Below are 5,486 nucleotides of genomic sequence, written 5' to 3' on the forward strand. Positions count from 1 at the left end.
CTACTGTCGGGCGGCGCCAGCACAACAAGAGCAACTGAGACCTTGGTGGGCGGTTCGCGACTGCGCGTCGCTCGCGCCCGTGTCGCGGGCGCTGAAGACCGCAGCGTCTTCCTAGAACTAACTCTCAGAAGCGCAGCCAGATACTACGATGACATCGACGAGTCGTTCGTGGAGGCCGTCTTTCTAGGTCGAGATAGGATTTCAGAAGGATTTCGACGGAAGGGTCGATTGCCCGTCTTGCTGGAAGCCGCGAACGGCCTCGCCGTCGGCTGCGCCGTCTTCGTTCCGAAGAGAGGCGGCGCCGTTAAGATTGGCCCGCTCATCCTCAGAGAGGACGTATTGGAGCAGAGCGCGGTTGAGCCGTTGTTCAAGTTGTTTGATGAACTGCGCCGAGACAACCATTCCTGGCGCCGCGCATATTCGCTGTTCCCTTTGTCACAATCTGGGCTGGCGGTAGGTTTCTCCGATCTTGGATTCTCGACGGAGGGGCTCCTAGTATCCCCTTATAAATCAGGTGTCGATTTTGTTGTCAAAGGCAAGGTTTTCTCTGGGGAGCAAAGCCATGAGTAGGAATGCGACCAGAGACCCAGCCTCGACGATTTGCTTATTGTCGATTCGTGACCGACCCATGGAAATGATCCTCGACGGCAGGAAGCGCGCGGAGTATCGCCGAGTCGCGCCGACTCTGTTAGCGCCCTTTTGGGTCGCATTCTACGCCAGCGGTCGATATCGCAGCATTGTCGCCGTCGCAACAATAGTCGACGTGCTGCACAAGCCAGCGGCCGAACTGGTCCGTGCCACAGCTTCGATGAACGCTCCCGGTAGTCACAGCACCGATCGCCTAATGGAATACCTGAGTTCGGCAGCTCATCCAGCGGCCCTGGTAATTGGAGACGTATTGAGCCTTCCGATGAGTATTGGCCTCGATGACCTTCGTGCCTGCGACTCGAAGTTCAGAGCGCCGGAGAACTTCCTATATTTATGTAGAGAATCTGCGATTGGTCGACTCCTGGAGCCCCACTTCCGCCATGCGTGTCCAGTCGCGGGTGCACGTCAGCAATTGGCGCTTTTCACAGACTAAGAATGGCGCATCAGGTCGTCGTAGTCCTTGGGGTGCCTGGCGCTGGTAAGTCGACGCTGTGTCGAAGGGTGGCTTCTGAGGCATTCGGAGTAGAGGCAGTCGATTTCGCCGACCTGATGCTGTCGGCCTGTCCGCCCCAAACTGATCGCGATGCGCTCCAGTATATGGGAGTAACTGAGCGGCGGCCGTTATTCGCTTTAGCGAAGGAGCAATTGGTAGGTATCGTTGGCAGCGGCAATGGAACACTGTTGCTCGAAGCGCATTTCGTAATGAGAGTCAACGCGAAAATCGAGAGCTTTGGTGACGGCCTGCTTCAGCTAATAAAGCCACACAGTCTGTTGCTCGTTGACACGACTTCATCCGCCGTCACCGACCGGCGGCGTCTAGATGCCGAAAGGAAGCGGTCGCCGGAAGGAATCGGGGACATCGATGAATTGCGAGGGCAGACGTATCTTCGTGCTGTTGATCTATCGAGCAAGCATTCAATACCCCTAAAGTTGGTTCTCAATCACAACTTGCGGACGGCGGTATCCGAGTTACTGACTCTCATTCCCGACAACAGATAGTCGCTCCGGTGGCGAGCATCCGAGCTTTCACGAATGGAAGCCTTATCTTAGTCGGCCATCGAAGATTGGTTGCCCACAAGGCAGCCTGTTGCTTGCGGAGCTTCGGGCCTCAGGGGCCCATCTGAGGTCGTTGGATGACAAGATGGCCGATCAAGCGGAGGTGGACTGTCATTGCGGAAGGGACAGTGATCGACACCGAGACACGCGAACTGGCGCGGCACCGCGGCTGCGCGCTACTTGGACCCGCGGGCCTCGGCAAGACTTTCGAGATTGAGCATTTAGCGGAACTCGAGCAGGCGGAGGGCCGCGAAATCCGAAAGGCCCGACTTGCAGACTTGGCTCAATCGGCAGATCTCCTGGCTTCGCGTCTCGAAGCGCTTTCCGCCAACGCCACCCCTGGCACGGCGATCTACCTAGACGCGCTCGATGAGGTCATGGTGCCCGTACCACAAGCGGGCCGAGTCGTGGCTGCATGGTTACGGGGCCCAGTACGTCAGTCGGGTGCCCTCTTACGCATTTCATGCAGGTCCGCCATCTTTCCCGAATCGGTGAGAGCGTCCCTGGAAGACGTTTACGGGACCAATCGAATCGCATACGCGAGCCTTCAATCGCTCAATGGAGAAGACATCGACGTAATCGCCGGACACAACGGCCTTGATGTCGCCACATTCCGCAAAGCTCTCCACCGCTCAGGGGCGCAAGCCCTTGCCGAGCAGCCGCTCACTCTTGAGATGCTTCTCAAAGTGTTCCGCGAAGGCGGCCAGTTACCCACCGGCCGGCTCGAATTGTTTGAAAGCGGTTTGCAACTCTTGGCCACAGAGCGAGTCGAGCGGCGTGAAGAGGGCACGGCAATCGAGATATCTGTTGCAGAACTGCTAGAGGCCGCTGAGCGGTTGGCTTGCTTCTCGTTGCTTTCGGGTCGCGAGACCGTGGACTACGGCGACGCATTCGGCCACCAGTCTCTTAGCGAACATCAACTCGCCGGACTACCTGGCGGGGCGCGGCCCCTCGAAGGTGACACGCTGAGGGCGCTTCGCAACAGCGGGCTCTGCGAACGAGACGGAGCCTACCGTTTCCGCTTCGCGCATCGACAGTTTCCCGAGTACCTGGCGGGTCGGCGCCTTTCGAGACTCTTACTCCATCAGGCGAGGGCGTTACTCGCCTCGCCCTTAGGCTGGGCAGCGGGTGTCGCGGGACCTTTGCGCGAGACGGCTGCCTTTGCTGCGATGGCGAACCCTGACATCGCCGCATGGGTTGCGGAAACCGATCCCGAAGTCGTCGGTCTATCTGACATAGCAGACGAATCACTGCGAAAGCTAGCGACACTTAACCTCTTGGACAAACTTAGACGGCACGAACTCACAGACATGCAGCTCTGGCGCGAGGGCTTGGAGCTGAAGGGCTTCCAGTATCCCGGAGCAGCGAACGATCTCGGCGAAGTCCTTCAGGAACGCGGAGCTGATTGCGAAGACGTTCTTGAAGGCGCGATCAAGATGGTTGACGCTTGGGAACTCCGAGAGTTAAGCGAAGCCCTAGCCGATCTTGTGCTCGATCGAGGTGCGCCTCTTGGCGCACGCGAGTCGGCTGGACACGCGTTGAGCAAGTTTGGCACTAGCACTGCCCGCGCCCGGCTCAAACCATTGATTTCCGGCAGCGACGAAGACCCAAATGAGAATCTCAAGGGCATCGCCCTTCGCTGCAATTACCCCGAGCGCTTATCCGTCCCAGAGCTGCTTGTAGCACTGACCCCACTGCGTCGACGCCTGCACGGCGGCGCATATTCCAGCTTTCTTTATCAACTTGATTCCGAACAGTTCGACGCCAAGGGCTGTCGCGTCGAGGGACTCGCGTGGGCTCTTAACGTCATTCGGGCTGATCCGACTGCAGACTTCGATTCTCGAAACAAGATTGCAAGAAGGATCGCCAGGACTGCGATTCACGAACTCGACGATCCTGCGGTGGAGGCAGGCCTCTCCGCGTTGCTCCTCCAGGCAGCGCGATCGTACGCCCCGTCCCCCTTATCGCCGCATCGGGGGCTATCAGAGTCCGACGAAACAGACGAAGATCGCCAGCCGATCGCAAACAAGCCCGCGGTGGTGCGCAGGCGCCTGTTTTCGATGATCGTCCGGCACGCCACGGAACGCCAGGAGATTTGGTGGTTGGTTCGCGAACCTGCTCGATTGTTATCACCTTCTGACCTCGAATGGTTGCTCGCGATGGCGGTCGACGAATCCCTGCCGATGGCGGATCGAGCCGGCTACGCCGAGCTGGCTCGAATGGTGCCTTGGGACGATGAAGCAAAGTGGGTCGAACAATGGCTCGCGGTGCGTGAACGTGAACCAGCACAATCGCGGATTCCTTTTTCGGTGTTTGTTGACCTAAAGAGCGAGGAGGCCGAATGGGAACGCGAGCAACATGAGCGGTCGAAGGTCAGCCCGGTCACGGCCGAAGCCGACGACACGGTCGATCACAACTTACAAGAGGCTTTGACGTTAGGGGAAAACAAGGATCCACGCTACTTCGTCGTAATAGCCAGATTACTTACCGTATCGTTCGCCGACCCTCACCATTATGGTTTCGAGCGGTTCATCACAACAACCGAGAGGTGGCGATCCGCGACAGACACGACGCGGGCACGTGTCATTGCGTTGGCGAAGCAACTTCTACTGACGGAAACGGAAGAACCCGAAGTCGCCAGGGACCAACCGTTGAATACAATCCGGGGAGGGTACATGCCCGCAGTCTGGCTCTTGCTCGAACTGGAACCTGACTGGCTAGACTCCCAACCCACTGAATGGTGGCAGCGCTGGAGCTGGTACTTTGTTCGCGAGTTACATCCGGACCTGTCTGGCGAAGCTAATGAGCCCAAGCAGCGCCTTCTTGAAAAGTTATTCGCTCGCGCCAGCGATGACCTTACCATCGCGATCACAAAGCTTGCCACGGCGACGGGCTCGGAATCCAGCAACATCCTCGGAGGAATCCTAGAACTATCTGCGGACATCGCGCCCGCTACGCTGGACCAGACTCTGGATGACCTGATGATCGCCGGCACCGTCGGTGTGTCAAACATCAGCCGAATCGCGCGTTTCACCTTGAGCCGAGATGCTGACCGCGCTTTTCAGGCCTGCTACGCTCAGTTGGCAAGTTCGGCGGGATCAGACCCGGATAGCGTGTCGGTGACGGCGGCGGTCGCCCTGCTGTCCGAGAGACCCGGTGAGAGCTGGACGCAAGTTGCCGCGTACTTGCGAGGTCGTTCGGACCTAGCCGCGCGGGTATTGGGCGAGTACGCCCAAACAAGTCAATTTCGGGTTCGTTCCGAAGGCCAAACCGCGTCGGCTAGTAAGTCCTTCTCGACTGAGCAGGTTGGCGAGCTAGCACTGTTGCTGCTGGAGTTCTATCCACTGGACTCAGACCCGGTTCACGATGGCGTTTATTCAGTCGGGCCCGATGAGTCGGCGCGCCAATTACGTAATCAGCTGATCGGCTGGCTCACTGAACAGCGAGAGCTAGAAGCGGTCGAGGCCTTGAGGACCATAGAGCAGCGCTTCGGTAAAAAGTACCCGAGTCTGAGAAGGCCGCGCGCGACGGCGGAGCGAGGATACCGATTGTCGCGTTGGGTACCAACTCCTCCAGAGAGCGTAGCTGCGTTGCTGGCCGCTGCAGACAAACGCCTGATCCGGTCTAGTGAGGATGCGCTTGACGCTATTGTCGCTGCCGTAGAGATCTATGCGCACGGTTTACGGCATTCAAGTCCAAGCGATCTTGAAGACTTGTGGAACCGGCCAAGAAATGCGAGGCCGACACCCAAGGAGGAGGAGCGCGCCTCTGACAAGATCTCC

The 5,486-nt window shown here is 58.4% G+C and carries 3 protein-coding genes; all 3 read left to right on the top strand.

What is annotated here, in order from left to right:
* The first annotated feature begins 379 nt into the window (after nucleotides 1–379).
* A complete protein-coding gene (locus Q7S58_RS22135) occupies nucleotides 380–457 on the top strand; it encodes a hypothetical protein (RefSeq protein ID WP_370655484.1) in 78 nt (25 codons plus the stop codon).
* A gap of 626 nt (nucleotides 458–1,083) precedes the next feature.
* On the top strand, nucleotides 1,084–1,647 hold the full coding sequence (locus Q7S58_RS08140) for an ATP-binding protein (protein WP_304823259.1): 564 nt from the start codon (nucleotides 1,084–1,086) through the stop codon (nucleotides 1,645–1,647).
* Nucleotides 1,648–1,832: 185 nt separating this feature from the next.
* Nucleotides 1,833–5,486 (top strand): NACHT domain-containing NTPase (locus tag Q7S58_RS08145; RefSeq protein WP_304823262.1); only part of this gene is annotated, 3,654 nt, incomplete at its 3' end.

Origin of the sequence: Candidatus Binatus sp. (assembly GCF_030646925.1) — a bacterium.
Taxonomy (GTDB): Bacteria; Desulfobacterota; Binatia; order Binatales; family Binataceae; genus Binatus.

Coding starts and splice junctions, on each gene's coding strand:
- Q7S58_RS22135 (WP_370655484.1), top strand. CDS start 380: ATGAACTGCGCCGAGACAACCATTCCTGGCGCCGCGCATATTCGCTGT.
- Q7S58_RS08140 (WP_304823259.1), top strand. CDS start 1,084: ATGGCGCATCAGGTCGTCGTAGTCCTTGGGGTGCCTGGCGCTGGTAAG.